Here is a 15,290-nt window from a genome sequence, read left to right on the forward strand (position 1 = left end):
CCGCACAATCTAACGGTCCAAGCCAGAGGTCTCTCAACTACTATGTAGAACTCGTCCAGTCCTCCACCGTAGGTGGAGGTTTATTTACTTCATAACAAAAACCCCCGGCGTGAGCCGAGGGTTCCGAGACCGACCTTACGATCAGCCTGAAAGTCCAATCCCGTAAGGATTAGAACGTGCGCTGGAAGCGGAGCATGCCGTTCCACTGGTCGCCGTCGGCAATCTTGTTGTCGAAGGTCGTGTAGGTGACTTCCGGCTGGATCAGGAGACCAGCAACCGGGTTCCACTTGACGTTGGCGGCGACAGCGAGCGTGTCGTTGTCGGTGCCAGCGATCTGAGCGTTGAAGCCGAGGTTGTCAGCGGCCTTGTAGCCAACGCCGGCCCAAGCAGCCCAGTCACCCCAAGCAGCGCCGGAAGCATCGCCCGGTGCGTAGTTGTTGGTCTTGTTGCCAGAAGAAGACCATGCAGCCATCGCGAAGGCAGAGAAGGCGCCGAAGTTGCCGTCAACGCGACCCTTGATCGCACCTTCATCGAGACGCTCGTCGTAGCCGCCGACCACGGCAACGCCGAAGGAACCAGCGGTGTAGCCAATGCCACCGGTGACGTTCGGGATATAGTCCTCACCGTTGGAAACAACAGTCGTGTCAACCCAACCGCCAACATCGCCGTTGGCCTTCACGAAGGTCGGATCGAAGCGGCGAGCGTCGCGTTCAATATCGTCAGCTTCGAGACCGAGACCGACCTTGAGGCCAGCGCCGTTGTCGTAGACGTAGTTGATCTGGTTCACTTCGAACTGGCCGTAGGAGACCACGTCGTCGTTGATGATGTCGCCAGCGTAGTTGGTCATCGTCGTGAACAGCGAGTCGGTCAGACCAACGGTGAAGCCGGCGATCGAGATGTTGGCGGCGACGAGGCTGGTGTTGGTGCCTTCGCCGTCGTTGTAGGTGCCGTTGAAGTCAAGGCGACCAACGAACTGCGTCTTCAGCGGGCCGTATTCGGTGTCCGAAGCGGAGTCCATGTAGATCTCGGCGCGGGACTTCGTACGCCAGCCGTTGTCACTGTTCAGAGCGTAGGAATTAGCACCCTGCAGGTCGAAACGAACGCGACCGCCGATCTTGAGGCAGGTTTCGGTGCCGGGGATGTAGAAGTAGCCGGTGCCGTATGCGTCGCAGACCTTGACATATTCCATGGGTTCCGGTTCGGCGGCGACAACAGCGTCGGCAGCCTGAGCGCCGGAAACAACTGCCAGAGCAGCTGCGGAGCCGAGAAGAAGGCTCTTAATGTTCATTTCTGACCTCCAGTCAAAATGTTTCATTCGGGTGTGGGTTCTTTCGCCTGAGGCGTTCCCTGCCCCACTCCCATTCAGAAGACATCGGGCATCCCCGCCGCTTCGAGGGTGATCATAGACACAGGCGCCGATGACGCAATCGGGAAACGCCCCGACAGATGTTTAATCACTCGCGTTCAAATTCGGTTGTTACAGAAAAGACACACATTCGCTTCCGCCACCGTCATAAATGCATAAGATTTTAACGAACCTTACTCAAACATTAACAAAGTCAGTGACATAGGGGAGCCTCCACAGGCTGCGGCGCACAGGTTGGCGCCCTATTGCCGGCGCCGAAAGGCCGGTTTCTTCGGCGCACTCTCTATAGAGCCACAATCGCCATGACTTCATTCGCGCTGGCGTCCCGGCCCCGCCGAGCGCGCGCCAACCCGTTTCGGGACAGAATCACGCCCGTGGCCGCCGCGCCGATTCCCGGCGTCGCCGGTCCGGTTTCGCCATCTCCACGGATAATGCGCGCGGAAATGGGAAAAAAATGTGAGACAAGACGGAATACGGCTTGATCCCACCCATCATTGTGAGTATCCACGCCCTCAACGGAGAGGTGGCCGAGTGGTCGAAGGCGCTCCCCTGCTAAGGGAGTATACCCGGAAGGGTATCGTGGGTTCGAATCCCATCTTCTCCGCCATTGCCTTCGCAAAGCCCTGACATCCTCGCAACACCTTGCACTTCTCGGCTTCCTGCTACAAACCTTGCTACAAAATCTGCTACAAAACGGATCAGCAAGGCATGAAGAAGCTCGGCAAAAACATCCATTTCTATCGTGGTCAGTGGCGCGCCCGTATCGTGGTGCCAGAAGAACTGCGCGCCATCATCGGCAAGACTCAGCTTGAAGAGCCTCTCGGCGCCGATCCGAAGATCGCTGAAAAGCGCTCACATGCCGTTCTCGCCGCCTTTCATGACAAACTCGACTTAGCCCGCGCTCACCTTGAGGCATCCCGGCCCACGGTCGCAAGCGCAGCAAAGGCCACGTTTGCCGCCGAACTCGAATTTGATCTCATGGAACGCGCCGCCGGGCCGCGCAAGACGCTTCGCAATCAAGACCGCATCTATGGCGACAAGCTCCGGTTAGTCGCGGCTGGCATCATCACAGGCGAAGAAGCTGAAGCCCTCATCGGCTACGCAGCCGACGACCTCATCGCGCGCGGCTTGGCGGACGCCTCGACGCCGACGAAGCGCGCCAAACTTCTCAAGGTGCTGGCAAGCGTCCGCCTCGACGCCTTGGCCGCCTCGCAGAGCCGCGACAAGGGCGAAGTCTATCCGCCCGACGCCAGAACCCCGGAGCTACTGCAGCCCGATCCGGAGCCGTTGCCGCCGATCGCGCAACAGCCGGCGAAGAAGCAAGACGGACTCACCTTGGCGCAATTGCTCACAAAGTTCCACGGCGAGCGGCAGGGTGGATCGGACAAGACGAAGAAAGAGCATGAAGTCGCGATTCGCATGCTCTCGGGTTTTGTCGGCAAAGATCGCAGCATTCGGCAGATCACGCGCGCCGACATTCTGGCATATAAAGACGCTCTCAAGCTGACCCCGGCGAACAGTCAGCAGCGCTTCCCCGGCATGACCATCGTTCAGGCGGCAAAGGCGAACGCCAAGCGTTCGGAGCCTTACCCGGTCTTGAACCCGGCGACCATCAACGGGAAATGGCTCATGCACCTGAACAACGTGTTCAATTGGGCCGTCAAGAATGACCTCATGAGCGACAACCCGGCCAAAGGAATCAAGATCGACACCGGCAAGGGCTTCAAGGAGCCGACGCGCGTCCCGTTCTCGAACGACGACCTGAAGGCCATTTTTACGAACCCGTTCTTCAAGGAAGCCAAGACCTTCGAAGATCGGCATTGGGCCATCTTGCTGGCACTCTATACCGGCGCGCGCTCATCAAGCGAGATTCGGCGCGTCAAGCTCGCCGACATCTACGAGGAACAAGGGATTCTCGTCATCGATCTTATTGAGGCGTCCAAGAATGTTCAGTCGAAACGCGTCGTGCCTGTTCACAAAGACCTCATCGACCTGGGATTCGTCGAGCACGTCGAAAAGCTGCGCAAAGATGGCAAGACGAAGCTGTTTCCGTCATGGGAGCCGGAGGGCAAAATCAATCGTTGGTTTCTTCGAACCTACAAGCAGGAATGCGGCATCAATGATTCTCGCAAGGTTTTCCATTCCTTCCGGCACTCATTGAAGACCGCCCTCGCCCGCTACGGCGTCAACCGCGACGTGTCCGACCTGATCACCGGCCACAAAGATCAGTCAGTCGGCGGTATCTATATCAGCCAACAAGCGCTCACGATGGTTCAGGCTATGAGCGATGGAATCGACCGTGTCGACTTCGGCGTGAAGGGCTACCTCGACCGAAAATGAAATATTCATTCCATATGGAATATTTATTTCAAATAAGGGATTGACCGCCCCGAATCACCCATGGGACAATGTTGCCAAGTTGATAAACAGGCTTGGCAAATATGGCGTCTTCACTTCTCAATATCGGAAAACTCTTCGGTCGAAACGCCGAAGTGAAAAAGGCCGTCATCCTGACGGACCCCGAAGCATTCGATATTTTCAACGTCATCCCGACCGTCTCTAATGTTCGCGTCACCGTCGCGAGCGCCATGAAGGTTCCAGCCGTTGCTCACGCGGTCAAGTTGATCGCTGGAAAGATCGGCGATCTTCCTGCGAAACTCTATAAGACAGGCACGAAAGAGACCGAACGCCAGCACCCGGCCTTCAAGCTCATTCACGGCGAGGCGAACGGCTGGACAAGCGCCGCACAGCTTCGCGTCGATCTCACAATCGACGCCCTGCTTCATGGCAACGGTTACGCCGTGGTCAACCGCGCCAGCGACGGCCGGCCGCTCGAACTGCTTCGCGTCGACCCGGCCAAGGTTCAATTCAAACAGGAAGACGACGGCACACCTTTCTACATCGTGTCGGAAGAGCGCGGCCAAGTCCGTTTCGAGTATCCGGACATTCTGCATATTCAGCCGATCGGCGGCGTCTCGCCGATCAAGCTTCACCGTGAAGCGATCGCCCTGGCTATCTCAGCCGAGAAGCACCTCGCCACCTACTACGCCAACGGCGGCCGGCCGTCCGTCGTGGTCATGACCGACAAATTCATGACACCGGAAGGCAAGCGCAACTTCATGAGCGCATGGCACGAACAGCACTCCGGCGATAACGCGAACGGCGTCGCCATCCTCGACGAGAAGATGACGGCGCAACAGTTGGCGAACACATTCGCCGATGCGCAGTTCGCCGAGAACCGCCTTGAACAGATTCGCGAAGTTGCCCGCGCCTTCGGCATCCCGCCGACCATGCTCTTCGAACTCACGCGCGGCACGTGGTCGAACACCGAAGAAATGTCGCGCCAGTTCTACACCATGACCCTTGAGCCGTGGCTTACGGCATGGGCTTGGGCCTATGCGCGTTGCCTTCTCACGCCCGAAGAGCGCGACCGCCTCTATATCGAATTCGTCACCGACGACCTTCTCACCGCCGACTTCGCCAAGAAGGCGACTGCGCTCGGACAGTATCGCAGCATGGGCGCGCTCACCGGCAACGAAGTTCGCAGCATGCTGAACATGCCGGCGCACCCTGAAGGCGACAGCCTTGCAAACCCTCATATCACCACGACGCCGGCCGCACCCTCGCCGACCGATCCCGAACAACCGGAGGAATCCGCATGACCAATCCTAAAATTTCCAAGCCCATGCCGATCACGATCGCAGGCGATAATGACGCAGTGAACGCATTGATTGCGCAGGCGCTCATGAAGTCGGCTCTTCAAAGCTACATCGACGGCGGCTTCATCGGAGTGCGCACGAAGTGAAGCACACCGCCTTTTTCGGTGACGCGACCTATACCTTCGCGCTCAGCGACACCACGACCACCGAACTTGAGCGACTGACCGGCGTCGGCGTCGGCGCGCTCTATCTCCGCATGGTCAATTCGCAGTTCCACGTTTCCGACATGACGCAGATCATCCGGCTTGGATTGATCGGCGGCGGCGTCTCGCCTGAGAAGGCGCACACCCTTGTCGAGACCTATGTGAAGGATCGACCATTCGCCGAGATCGTCCCGCTTGCGCTCGATATCCTCGACGCCCGCTGGAACGGCTCGCCGGAACGTGTCGAGCCGGCCGTCTGGATCAATGAGGACGATTTGCGTCACGCCGCAACTACCGGCGACCTTGCCGCAGCGCTCAATGAGGCAGCGGCATGAGCGACACCGAAAACCTCGAAATCAAAGCCGAGATCTCTATCGACGACGCCGGCACCGTGACCGGCCTTGCTTGGCCGTTTGGCGCGCCTGACAGCGTCGGCGACGTGATCGAAAAGGGAGCCTTCGGCTATGCCAACACCATGCCCATGCTCATGGAACATGAGCAAGGCAAGGGAGCAATCGGCGTTTGGGAATCCTTCGCCGAGACCGACAAGGGGCTTGAAGTCAAAGGCCGCTTGTTTCTGGAAGGCGTCAGCCCCGCCCGCGATGCACACCGCGCCCTGAAGCTCGGCACCATCACCGGCTTGTCGATCGGCTTCCGACACAACGGCTTCGAAGAGCGTCCCGAAGGTGGCCGTGTCTTCAAGTCAATCACCGTCAACGAAATCAGCCTGTGCCGCCGTCCGGTTCATCCCGGCGCGCGCGTCACCGTCGTTAAATCTCTAATTGAGGAACCCAAAATGCACACCGAAGAAATGAAGAACGAACCGGAAACCAAAAGCGATCCGGTGATCAGCGTCGAAGAATTCAAGGCCGTGAAGGCCCGCCTCGACGCCGTCGAAGCCAAGTCGAACCGCCTTCGCGGCGCGAACAACAATCAGCCGGCCGGCGACAACGAGAACGGCGAGATCAAGAAGGCCTTCGAAGGCTTCCTTCGCCATGGCGTTGAACGTATCTCGCCCGAACTGCAGAAGGCCCTGACCGTGTCCGTCGATGCAAACGGCGGCTATCTCGCACCGGAAGCCTTCGGCGACGAGATCCTGAAGAAGATCGTCGAATTCTCGCCGATCCGCCAGTATGCCAAGGTCACGACGATTTCGGCTTCCGAAGTCAAGTATCCGCGCAAGCTCACCGGCTCGGCGGCGACCTGGGTCTCGGAAATCGGCGCACGCACCGAATCCGGCATGACCTTCGAACAGGCGACGTTCACGCCTTACGAAATGTCCACCTTCGTCCCGGTCTCGCGCCAGCTTCTCGAAGATAACGCCTATGGCCTTGAGGCCGAACTTGTCGCCGACTTCGGCGAGAGCTTCGCCAAGGCCGAAGGCGCTGCATTCACGAATGGCGATGGCGTCGGCAAGCCGAAGGGCCTTCTCACCGCATCCGGCATCACCGAAGTGAAGACCGGCAACGCCGCCACCCTCGGCACCGACCCGGCCGCGACCATCATCGGCATGTTCCATTCGGTCCCGTCTGTCATCGCACAGAACGGCGTTTGGATCATGAACCGCAAGACGCTCGGCGCGCTTCGCACCCTGAAGGACGGCACCGGCCGCTTCATCATGCTCGATCCGATCACGACCGGCGCACCGGCAACCTTGCTCGGCCGTCCGATCGTCGAAGCGATCGACATGCCCGACGTTGCCGCCAACGCGTTCCCGATCCTGTTCGGCGACCTCTCCGGTTATCGCATCGTCGATCGCATCGGCCTTTCGATCCTTCGCGACCCTTACACCCTCTCCGGCACCGGACAGGTGAAGTTCACGGCTTACAAGCGCACAGGTGGCGACGTGTCTCACGCCGACCGCTTCATCAAGCTGAAGGTCGCCGCCTAATGTCTTCCCGGCTCGCATTCAACCCGATTCAGATCTCGGCCGGTGACATCACCGTCCGTCTGCGTCCGTCTTTGCGGGCCGGCTTGCTCATCGCGCAGCAATACAGCCTCGACGAACTCCGGCAAAATCTCGACGAATGTCACCTTGGCGCAATCTCGCATCTCATCGCGATTGGATGCGATGACACCACCCGAACCTGTGAATTGATCGCGGCCAAGACCGAACGAAATGGCCTGTGCCTGATTCAGGATTTTACGCCGGCCATCGTTGAATTCGTGAAGCATTCGATCGGCTGGACAGACGACGCGCCCGAACAGGCCGCGCCGTCATCCAAGCCTTTCGTGCTCACAGATCACCTCACCGAACTCTTTGAGTTTGCGGCTGGCGTCCTGCAATGGTCGCCGGCCGATACCTGGGCCGCAACGCCCGCCGAGATCCGTCATGCTTGGAAAGGCTATGATAAAATGCGTGGCAGCGCCGATGATCCGCGCAACCTTCCTTCCGAAGCAGAGATCAAAGAAGGCCTTGCGACTCTCCGCGACCTCTCAGGCGAGGCCGCATAATGCGCCCGCCTCGCCTGTGCCAGTGCGGCAACATCGTCCCGGCCGGCATCCGTTGCGCCTGTCAGCAAAAGCAGGACCGCGAACGCAAAGCTCGCCATGACGCTCGCCGTCCTTCAGCCCGTCAACGCGGCTACACAAGCGAATGGGACAAAGCCCGGCGTGAATACCTCGCCGCGCATCCCCATTGCCGCCTGTGCGCAGCTATGGGCCGTATCACACCGGCCAACGTTGTCGATCATATCAAGCCGCATCGCGGTGACATGCGCCTGTTCTGGACAAGAGCCAACTGGCAGCCCCTTTGCACGCCTTGCCATAGCAGCGTGAAGCAGAAGCAGGAGCGCAGCCGATGAGCAAGGCCGAACGCGCTCGCCAGATCGACGCCGAAGAATTCCGCCAAGACAGCAAGCAAGCCCTTGCCCGCGCACTCGCCTATTCCAGACGGAAGCAGGAAGAACGCCGTCGCCAGTTCCTGACCTTTGCCTTCGGCGAAGAAGGCAACGCCATGGCGCTCGACAAGCACCACGCACCGACCAACACCAACCGTTCACCCGTCACGCTCTTCACCTTCGGCAAGCAATCCCTCAGCGCGCCACAATGGGCGCACCGGCTCGGCATCGAACCCGACACCCTCTTCCGCCATGCGCGCGAACATGGATCGATGGAAGCCGCAATCGCCTTCTGTCTGAAGCACCGTCGCAAGCGCACCGGCAAGCCTGCCAAGATCCACGAATGCAATGGCCTGAAGCTCACGCGGCATCAATGGGCCAAACGCCTCGGCATCGCTTTGGGCACCTTCGACACGCGCGTGAAGAAATACGGCCTTCAGTCCGCCATCGCCATGGGTAGCAAAATCACACCCGGTCAGCACACGCCCTACAAGGCCAGTCCGCTCACCGCCGACGACCTGACGCTTCCCCGGCGCGAATGGGCAAAGCGCCTCGGCATTGCTTACACGTCATTCTGTGGTCGCGTCACGCGCCTTGGCATCGAAGCCGCAATCGCCATGGGCGGACCGAACCCGCGCGGCGGACATCGTCGACCGTCCAATGACAACGGACAGGCCAATGAAGGCGCACAGGCCAACAACGACGCACCGGGGGTGGTTGACGACTTTTCCGAGTGCTTAGGGACCGGCGGCGGGAGTCACGCGCAAGAGACGCCCAAAATAAGTTTTTCAGGAAAGACGACCCAAGAATGACCAGCATCATCAGCCTTGCGCTCTTCAAAGCGCACATTGGCAGCGACGAATTGATCGATCCCGGCGCGCTCGGCAACCTCGCCAGCGGCACCGACGAGTTGCTTCAGCACTACATCGAAGCCGCCGAAGCCCGCGCCGCTGCAATGCTCGGCAAGCCCCTGTCCGACTTCACGCCGGTTCCGATCGACATCAAACAGGCCATCTTGCAGCTTGCCGCGCACTTCTACGCCAACCGCGAAGCCGTCCTTGTCGGCACAAGCGGCAGCGAAATCCCCTATGGCGTCGCCGATTTGCTTCGTCCGTATCGTGTTGAGGTGACTGGCCTTGTCCGATCGTAAGTCACTCACCGAACAATCCCGCGACCTTGAGCAGCGCTTGAACGCTATCCCGGCCGCGATCTTGGAAGCCCTTCGCCCGGCGCTCATGCGCAGCGGCGAGGAAGTCGCGCGGAACATGCGCGCCTTGGTTCCCGAAGACACCGGCAACCTCAAAGAGTCGATCACCGTCACCGGCCCCGGCGAGACGACGCCGCCCTATGCGGCCAACGGCGGCAAGCGCACGGCCGGCCCTAATCAGGTGCTCGTCACCGTCGGCGATTCAGACGCGCGGTATGGTCACATGCTCGAATTCGGGACCGTGAAGATGGAAGCACAGCCGTTCGTTCGTCCTAGCTGGCGCTTGGCGCGAACCCGCGTCGATCGCCGCCTCAAGGCCGCGATCACGTCCGCAATCAAGAAGGCGGCGAAGAATGCTTGAGCCGACCCTTGCACTTCAGACAGCCATTCGCGCCGCCCTGATCGCCTCGCCGGCCGTGACAGCGCTTGTCCCGGCCGATCATATCCGCTCTGGCAGCACCCGGCCCGACAAGACGCCGACCATCATCATGAGCGGCGGCCAAACCATCTTGCACGGCCATGACTACGCGGCACAGCGCGCCGCGTGGGTGTATCTCGACTTGCATGTTTGGACGCTCAACGAAGGCGAACAGCGCGCCAAGGAAATCGCCTTCGCGGTGACACAGGCGCTCGACATGCCCATGACCATCCAAGGCGGCTTGTGCGATCATTTCGAAGTCACCGGCTGCGTTTATCCGCGCGACCCCGACCCGGCATATGGTCACGGCGTCCTGTCCGTCGAAGCCCTCATTCGGTGGGTGATTTGATGCAGAGCGGCAAACGAAATCGCGTGATCTTCATCGAGCGCGAAGTCTCGACCATCAACGCGGCCGGCTATTCCGAAAGCACCTGGGCGACAGTCGGCACCGTTCGCGCCGAAGTCGCGCGCCAGTCGATCGACGAGGCGGCGACCGGCTTTGGCGAGGCTGGAACCGATCGCGTCACCTTCCGCACGAAATATTTCACCGGCCTGACCACGGCCGATCGCATCCGTTTCTTGGGCCGCGCCTTCAATGTGAAGAGCATCCTCGATCTCGGCGTTCGCGACGGTCTCGAAATCACAGGCGAGGCCAGCGAATGACGCATCTTCGCGGCATCAAGCCGACCTTGTCGCCGGATAGTGATGCACTCACCAAAGCGCCGCTTGCGCCGAAGCGCATGAACGAGCACGCGCGCGCCGAGTGGAAGCGCATCATGCCGGACGTGATCGCCCGCCGCATCATTACGAAAAGCAACCTCGCCGGCATCGAGAATTATTGCATGGCGATCGGCGCTTCGAACCAGATCGCCGAACTTATGGCGACCATGCCCATTCCCGACCTGAAGCTCGCCGGCCTGCAAATCCGCTACATGCAGACAGCGCGCCAGCTTGCGGCCGAATACGGTCTTACGCCGACTTCGCGCGCCCGTATCGGCAGCAACGCGCCGGCCGACGATGACGACGACAACCCGCTTTCGGTGACGTGATGGCGAGTGCGTTCCCGGCTTGGATCTATGACGGCAGCGAGATCGACGACCCGCTCGGCTTCGGCGAACGGGCCGTGAAATTCTTGCGCCGCCTGAAGCACCCGGCGAGCACCGCGCCGAAGAGTGCCTTCCAGCTTTACCCTTGGCTTGAGCGCATCGTTCGCCGCATTTATGGGCCACGGCACCCGGACGAGCGGCGTATCGTCAAGACAGTCTTCCTCATGCTTCCCCGCGGCAACCGTAAGACCAGCCTCGCCGCGGCGCTGGCGCTCTTGCACTTGTTCGGCCCCGAGTCCGTTCCGGCCGGCCAAGTCATCTTTGCCGCGTCCGATCGCGAACAGGCCGGCATCGGCTTCACCGAAGCGGCGAACATCGTCCGCATGGATGCGCGCCTCGCCGCCGCGACCAAGATTTACGACGCACACAACTCGGCAAAGAAGATCGTCTTCCCGGCGAACGGCAGTTCATTGCAGGCTGTTTCCAGCGACGGCAGAGCGCAGCACGGCAAGACGCCGACGTTTGTTCTTGTCGACGAAATCCACGCTTGGCAGGGCCGCGACCTTTGGGAAGCCATTCGCTCCGGCATGGGCAAACGTCCCGGCTCGCTCATGGTGATTGCGACCACGGCCGGCCGTGGTAACGAAAACCTCGGCTACGACCAATACAGCTACGCGCGGCGTGTCGCGACCGGCGAAATCGTAAACCCGGAATTCCTGCCCATCATCTTCGAAGCTGAATCCGATGACGACTGGCAGGATGAAAGCGTTTGGCAGAAGGTCAATCCCGGCCTGAAACATGGCTTCCCCGACCTCGACGGTTTGCGCACCATGGCGACCGAAGCGCAGCACCGGCCGGCCGAACGCTTCGCTTTCCAGCAATTCCACCTCAATGTGTGGATGGCCGCGTCCCGCGATCCCCTCTTCGATATGTCCGTCTATGACGCCGGCCATGATCCGCACTTCGACCTAGCCGACCTCGAAGAGGTTCCGTGCTGGCTCGGCGTGGATTTGTCACGCTCCGGTGACTTGACCGCGATCGTCGCCGCATGGGCGCATGACGATGGCCGCGTTTCCGTGCATCCGTGGTTTTTCCTTCCGTCCGAAGGCTTGGGCGAGAAAGCGCGCCTTGAGCAAGTCCCATATCCACGTTGGCGCGACGAAAGATTCTTGAACGTGATCGACGGGCCTGTGATCGAACCGGACGTGATCGCCGACAAGATTATCGACCTTTGCGGCACCTACGACGTTCGCGAAGTCGCGTTCGACCCTGCCCTCGCCGGCCCGATCATGTCGAAGCTCATGGAAGCCGGCATCAATGTTCTTCAGATCCCGCAGCGCCCGTCAACGATGCACGGGCCGATTTGCGATCTTGAGCGCATCGTCAACGGCCGGCGCATCCGGCACGCCGCGCACCCGATCCTTCGCAACCACTTCGAAAGCGTCGTGGTCAAGCGCGCGACCAATGCCGGCGAGTTGACCACGATGCACAAGGGCACCTCGCACAGCAACCATATCGACGGCGCTATCGCGTCCGCGCTTGCGGTTTCGCGCGCCGTGTCCGGTGAAGACAACCGATCCCGATACAACGACCCCGACGGCGAGGGTATTTTTACATTTTGAGGAATTCCAGTGGCGAATGAAGCAGCACTTCCCGGCCTTGTGGTCGACATCGAAGCCCGTATCGACAAGCTCGAAAAGGGCATTGCCAAAGCGAACGCAATCCAGAAACGCGGCGCGACCGACATGGAAAACCGCGCCCGGCAATCGGCGCGAAAGATCGAAGACACCTATTCGCGGTCATATGACCGCATCGGCAAGACCATCGAGAACGGCTTCGCAGCCTTCAGCCGAAGCAGCGCGGCGGTTGCTGGCGCTGGCGCGTTGTTGATCGCCCTTAATCAGATCACCGATTCCGTCGCCGAAGTCGATCGCGAGGCCCGCAAGGCTGGCGTCTCGACGAAGGTTTGGCAGCAATGGAGCCATGTCGCCAAGGCGACCGGCGCCAGCGTTGACGGCGTGACTGACGCCCTGAAGGAACTGAACATTCGCGGCGATGAATTCGCCCGAAACGGCAAAGGCGGCGGCGCGGAATGGTTCACTCGCTTCGGTTATTCCGCTGAAGAGGTTGGCCGCAAGCTTCGCGAGCCGAACGCCTTCCTCGACGAGTTGATCGGCAAGATCAAGGAGCTTGATCAGGCGGGCCAGACGCGCGCCCTCGACGAACTGTTCGGCGGAACCGGCGCGGAAGAGCTTGCGAAGACGCTCGGCTTGTCCGTCGAGCAAATCCAGAAGCTCCGCAGTGAGGCGGCGACCTTCAGCAAGGAACAGATCGAAGCCGCCAAGCGCATCAACGCCGAATGGGAAACCATGTGGTCGAACTTTACCGTTCGGGCCAAGGCCGCAGCCATCGACGGCGCGAACGTCGCCGCCTCGATTGCACAGGCCATCCGCGACGCAGGCGCAAGCGTCGGCGCTGATAAATGGCTCGACGGCACCCGACTTGCACCCGGCGCGCTGGACAATGCCCGCCGCGACTATGATCAGCGCCAAGAGCTTTCCGAACTCAATGACCTTCTGAAGCGCCGCGCCGAACTCATGGCAGAGCTTGACGGCATGTCGCCGGTTGCTCGCTCGCTCGGCTTTGACGAGAGCGTCAAGGCCAACCTTCGCGACGTGGATGCGCGCATCCGCGAAGTGCAGCAGGCGCTTCAGGACACCCGCCCGGCGCTCGACGGCGTCAAGGATTCCAGCGAACAGCTTTCGCCGGCCTTCGACCGGAACGCCACGGCGGCGAGCAACTTTAAAGCCGCCCTGGCTGAACTGAAGGCCATGGTTCCCGGCCTGAAGGCGGACCTCGACGCGCTGGCACAGTCCGACGCCCTGAACACCGCATACGTGAACGCCGCGCGCAACGCCCGCTCTATGGGCGAACTCATGCAGGCGACGGACCTCGCCAACCGCGCCCGATCGGTCGCGACCTATGGTCAGCACGACAATATTCTCGACTTGATCGGCGCGGCCGAAGGCAACGACAGAGGGCGCGGCTATAACGAGACGCTCGGCTATGGCGCATACACAGGCGGCGCGCAAAACCTCACCGGCATGACCCTTGATCAGGTGCGAGAGCTTCAGCGGCAAATGCTGGCGCATCCTGCCAACACGTTCAATTCGTCCGCTGTGGGCCGCTACCAGATCACCGGCCGCACCCTCGACAGCTTGCGCGACGAACTTGGTCTCTCCGGCGATCGGCTCTTCGATCAGGCGACACAGGACGAGCTTGCGCGCGCCCTCTTGCGTCGGCGCGGCAATGACCCGACGGCGCTTCGCAATGAGTGGGAAGGTTTGCGCCGCGTGGATGATTCCACCATCCGCAACGCCTACGCCGGCACACCGACCGGACAACAGCAGCTTGACCCGTCGCCAGCACAGGAACGCCAGACCGAACTTTTGCAGCGCCAGACCGACGCCCGCCGCAACCTCAATCAGGCGATAGAAGAGGGCTTGAGCCGCGCCCGCTTCGAACAGTCCCTCGCCGGCATGTCGGAGAACTCCAAGCGGACAGAGCTTGAGCTTTACGACCGCCTTGCGCAGTTGAAGCGCGACGGCGTCACGTTGTCCGATCAGGAAATCGCCAAACTTCGCGAGAAGATCGCCATGACGGGCCAGCTCAACGCCCAAAATCAACAGGTCGCGACATCGACCGAAGGCTTGCGGAGCGCACAGACGTATTTCGCCGAGAGCTTCACGTCGTCGCTTTCCGGCTTGCTGACCGGCACACAGACATTGAACGGCGCGCTGCAAAACCTTCTCAGCAACCTTGTGGACGCCACGCTTCAGGCCGCATTGCTTGGCAAGGGTCCGCTCGGCGGATTGTTCGGCGGCGGCGCTGGCATCTTCGGCGCGCTGTTCGGCTTCAGCGGCGGCGGCTATACCGGCGACGGCGGAAAGTATCAGCCGGCCGGCGTCGTGCATCGCGGCGAATTCGTCATGAGCGCCCAAGCTGTCCGCCGCATCGGCGTCGGCAACCTTGAGGCCGCACACCGCTCGGCGCTCAAGGGCTTCGCATCGGGCGGCTATGTCGGCAGCAATCCGCCTTATCAGATGGACAGGTTCACCGGCGGCTCAAGTTCATCCGGCAACGGCGGCGCGGCGCAGAACGTCAGCATCAATGCGCCCATCACTGTCAACGCCAACGGCGGAACACCGGAACAGAACACCGACCTCGCCAAGCGTGTTCGGAAAGAGATGGAAGGCACCATGCGCGGCGTCGTGGTCGATGAGCTTCGGAAACAGATGCGCGTCGGCAACCTCTTGGGGAACAGGCGATAATGCAAAACGCCTGCAAGGCGGGGCTTTCCTTGCAGGCGTTCTGATCAATACGACCGGAGAAGCAAGGGAATTCCTCGCCTTTGGTTGTGCGTATATTCTACGATCATTCCGCATAGTCAACAATATAGAATCGACATGAATTAGTGTTCAGTGATTTATTTTCACATGATTACTAAACGAAATGAGTTGTTGCACCATAAAAAGCACGGGTCTATAATCG

General features: G+C 60.6%; 16 protein-coding genes and 1 tRNA gene. 16 read left to right on the forward strand and 1 reads right to left on the reverse strand.

Annotated elements, in window-relative coordinates; all coding sequences use genetic code 11:
- Positions 1-169: 169 nt before the first annotated feature.
- Positions 170-1,288 (reverse strand): porin, encoded by a 1,119-nt coding sequence (locus M2360_RS18300; RefSeq protein ID WP_280776696.1) that lies wholly within the window; start codon positions 1,286-1,288, stop codon positions 170-172.
- 595 nt (positions 1,289-1,883) lie between these two features.
- Between M2360_RS18300 and M2360_RS18305 the strand changes: the two genes are divergently transcribed.
- The 16 genes from M2360_RS18305 to M2360_RS18380 all read left to right on the forward strand — a co-directional run bounded on the left by M2360_RS18305 (position 1,884) and on the right by M2360_RS18380 (position 15,070).
- A tRNA-Ser gene (locus M2360_RS18305) sits at positions 1,884-1,973 on the forward strand.
- Positions 1,974-2,074: 101 nt separating this feature from the next.
- Positions 2,075-3,706, forward strand: a complete 1,632-nt coding sequence (locus M2360_RS18310; RefSeq protein ID WP_280776697.1) for a site-specific integrase — start codon at positions 2,075-2,077, stop codon at positions 3,704-3,706.
- 101 nt (positions 3,707-3,807) lie between these two features.
- Positions 3,808-5,028 carry a phage portal protein gene (locus M2360_RS18315; protein WP_280776866.1) on the forward strand — a complete coding sequence of 407 codons (1,221 nt, stop codon included), beginning with the start codon at positions 3,808-3,810 and terminating at the stop codon, positions 5,026-5,028.
- Positions 5,025-5,171: a hypothetical protein gene (locus M2360_RS18320; protein WP_280776698.1), complete on the forward strand. Its 147-nt coding sequence runs from the start codon at positions 5,025-5,027 to the stop codon at positions 5,169-5,171. The genes M2360_RS18315 and M2360_RS18320 overlap by 4 nt, the downstream gene beginning before the upstream one ends.
- Positions 5,168-5,563, forward strand: a complete 396-nt coding sequence (locus M2360_RS18325) for a gene transfer agent family protein (RefSeq protein WP_280776699.1) — start codon at positions 5,168-5,170, stop codon at positions 5,561-5,563. The genes M2360_RS18320 and M2360_RS18325 overlap by 4 nt, the downstream gene beginning before the upstream one ends.
- Positions 5,560-7,119: a phage major capsid protein gene (locus M2360_RS18330; RefSeq protein WP_280776700.1), complete on the forward strand. Its 1,560-nt coding sequence runs from the start codon at positions 5,560-5,562 to the stop codon at positions 7,117-7,119. The genes M2360_RS18325 and M2360_RS18330 overlap by 4 nt, the downstream gene beginning before the upstream one ends.
- Positions 7,120-7,202: 83 nt before the next feature.
- Positions 7,203-7,682: a phage tail assembly chaperone gene (locus M2360_RS18335; RefSeq protein ID WP_280776701.1), complete on the forward strand. Its 480-nt coding sequence runs from the start codon at positions 7,203-7,205 to the stop codon at positions 7,680-7,682.
- Positions 7,682-8,032 (forward strand): HNH endonuclease signature motif containing protein, encoded by a 351-nt coding sequence (locus M2360_RS18340; RefSeq protein ID WP_348529566.1) that lies wholly within the window; start codon positions 7,682-7,684, stop codon positions 8,030-8,032. The genes M2360_RS18335 and M2360_RS18340 overlap by 1 nt, the downstream gene beginning before the upstream one ends.
- Positions 8,029-8,880, forward strand: a complete 852-nt coding sequence (locus M2360_RS18345; RefSeq protein WP_280776702.1) for a hypothetical protein — start codon at positions 8,029-8,031, stop codon at positions 8,878-8,880. The genes M2360_RS18340 and M2360_RS18345 overlap by 4 nt, the downstream gene beginning before the upstream one ends.
- The gene (locus M2360_RS18350) at positions 8,877-9,218 is read left to right on the forward strand and encodes a head-tail connector protein (RefSeq protein ID WP_280776703.1); all 342 of its coding nucleotides are present in this window, start codon (positions 8,877-8,879) and stop codon (positions 9,216-9,218) included. The genes M2360_RS18345 and M2360_RS18350 overlap by 4 nt, the downstream gene beginning before the upstream one ends.
- Positions 9,205-9,636 carry an HK97-gp10 family putative phage morphogenesis protein gene (locus tag M2360_RS18355; protein ID WP_280776704.1) on the forward strand — a complete coding sequence of 144 codons (432 nt, stop codon included), beginning with the start codon at positions 9,205-9,207 and terminating at the stop codon, positions 9,634-9,636. Before M2360_RS18350 ends, M2360_RS18355 begins: the two co-directional genes overlap by 14 nt.
- A complete protein-coding gene (locus M2360_RS18360; protein ID WP_280776705.1) occupies positions 9,629-10,042 on the forward strand; it encodes a DUF3168 domain-containing protein in 414 nt (137 codons plus the stop codon). The genes M2360_RS18355 and M2360_RS18360 overlap by 8 nt, the downstream gene beginning before the upstream one ends.
- A complete protein-coding gene (locus tag M2360_RS18365) occupies positions 10,042-10,356 on the forward strand; it encodes a head-tail adaptor protein (protein WP_280776706.1) in 315 nt (104 codons plus the stop codon). Before M2360_RS18360 ends, M2360_RS18365 begins: the two co-directional genes overlap by 1 nt.
- Complete coding sequence (locus M2360_RS18370) at positions 10,353-10,742, forward strand: P27 family phage terminase small subunit (protein ID WP_280776707.1); 390 nt, start codon at positions 10,353-10,355, stop codon at positions 10,740-10,742. Before M2360_RS18365 ends, M2360_RS18370 begins: the two co-directional genes overlap by 4 nt.
- Positions 10,742-12,361, forward strand: coding sequence for a terminase TerL endonuclease subunit (locus tag M2360_RS18375; protein ID WP_280776708.1), 1,620 nt, complete (start codon positions 10,742-10,744; stop codon positions 12,359-12,361). The genes M2360_RS18370 and M2360_RS18375 overlap by 1 nt, the downstream gene beginning before the upstream one ends.
- A 9-nt stretch (positions 12,362-12,370) precedes the next feature.
- Entirely contained in the window at positions 12,371-15,070 is a 2,700-nt protein-coding gene (locus M2360_RS18380; protein WP_280776709.1) for a hypothetical protein, read from the forward strand.
- Positions 15,071-15,290 lie beyond the last annotated feature (220 nt).

Source organism: Rhizobium sp. SG_E_25_P2, assembly GCF_029892285.1.
GTDB lineage: Bacteria > Pseudomonadota > Alphaproteobacteria > Rhizobiales > Rhizobiaceae > Rhizobium_E.